The organism is Arthrobacter sp. GCM10027362, from assembly GCF_042679445.1.
Classification (GTDB): domain Bacteria; phylum Actinomycetota; class Actinomycetes; order Actinomycetales; family Micrococcaceae; genus Crystallibacter.
In genome coordinates this window covers 1-1,220 of sequence record NZ_JBHTML010000372.1, presented here as the reverse complement: position 1 = coordinate 1,220, position 1,220 = coordinate 1, and the positions used below count along the sequence as shown (strand labels likewise).

Annotated in this window: 1 protein-coding gene and 1 pseudogene; both read right to left on the bottom strand. The window is 68.1% G+C overall.

Annotated features, from left to right (window positions below; genetic code table 11):
- Window positions 1-877: serine dehydratase beta chain (locus ACFQ36_RS22750; protein ID WP_377017850.1), on the bottom strand; the 877-nt coding region annotated here is incomplete at its 3' end.
- Window positions 878-986: 109 nt separating this feature from the next.
- A pseudogene (locus ACFQ36_RS22745) lies at window positions 987-1,220 on the bottom strand (serine hydroxymethyltransferase); the annotation flags it as partial.

Below are 1,220 nucleotides of genomic sequence, written 5' to 3'. Positions count from 1 at the left end.
CGGTGACCACCCGGCCGCCCGAGGCGTTCTCCTCGTTGACCGCCAGGGCCACCAGGTTGACCCACTCCTGCCAGTACTTGGGGTCGCGGTCCTTGTCTTCTTTCAAAAGCCGTTCGTGCCAGTCGGGGGCCCGGCGGCGGACCTTCAGCCCGCCGGGCAGCACGCCTTCGCGCCTGAGGCTGACTTCCACACAGCCTTCCATGACCGAGTAGATATGGAGCAGGCCTTCCCGGATCTCCTCCTCGCTGCGCCAGGTGAGCTCGTTGGCCAGCATGACCCCGCTGATGTCCAGCCCCGTGGTCCGGCAATGCCCAAGCAGCTCGGCCGCCGTGCGGAAGGGCAGCGGCAACTCCTGCTTGGACTCATCCAGTTCCTTGAGGGCCACGCCCTCTTCGCCTTCACGGACAATGAAGCCTCCGCCCACCGAGAAGAACGTTGCGCCATGGAGGACCTGGCCGGATTCATCGGAGACCGCGAACTTCATCCCGTTGGTGTGCCTGGGCAGCACGGTCAGCGGGTGCAGGACCATGTCCTCCACCGAGTAGGGCAGCGGCACGCCTGTCCCCTGGCCGGCGCCGGCCAGCTGCAGGATTCCGGTCTCGGTGATGGCGGCCAGTCTGGATTCCACCTCGTCGGGCAGGATCAGCTCGGGGTGGAATCCTTCCAGCCCCAGCAGCACCGCGGTGAACGTGCCGTGCCCGCGGCCGGTGGCGGCCAGCGAACCGTAGAGGTCCACCCGCAGGGAAGCCACACTGTCCAGTTTTCCTGAGGACCTGAGTTCCTCGGCGAAGACCGCGGCAGCCCGCATGGGCCCCACGGTGTGGGAACTGGACGGCCCTATTCCGATGGAAAAAAGATCAAAGACTCCAACAGCCATGACAGACCCTTCAAGAAAAACTGGTTAGGACAATAAGTGGGAAGCCGGCGCCCGTCCCCCTGCGGGCACCGGCTCCCCACTCCGGGGCCTCCGAGGGCCCCTTACCCGGTCAGGCTCCGGCGGCCGTTCCCAACGGAACCGTGCCCGGGTAGAGCGGGTGCGCGGCGGCAAGGGCCTGCACCCGGGAGCGGAGGCCCGTCAGGTCGCTGCCGGCGTCGGCGGTCAGGGCCTCGGCGATGATGTCGGCGACCTCGGCGAACGCGTCCTCGCCGAAGCCGCGGGTGGCCAGGGCCGGGGTGCCGATGCGCAGCCCGGAGGTGACCATCGGCGGGCGCGGGTCGAA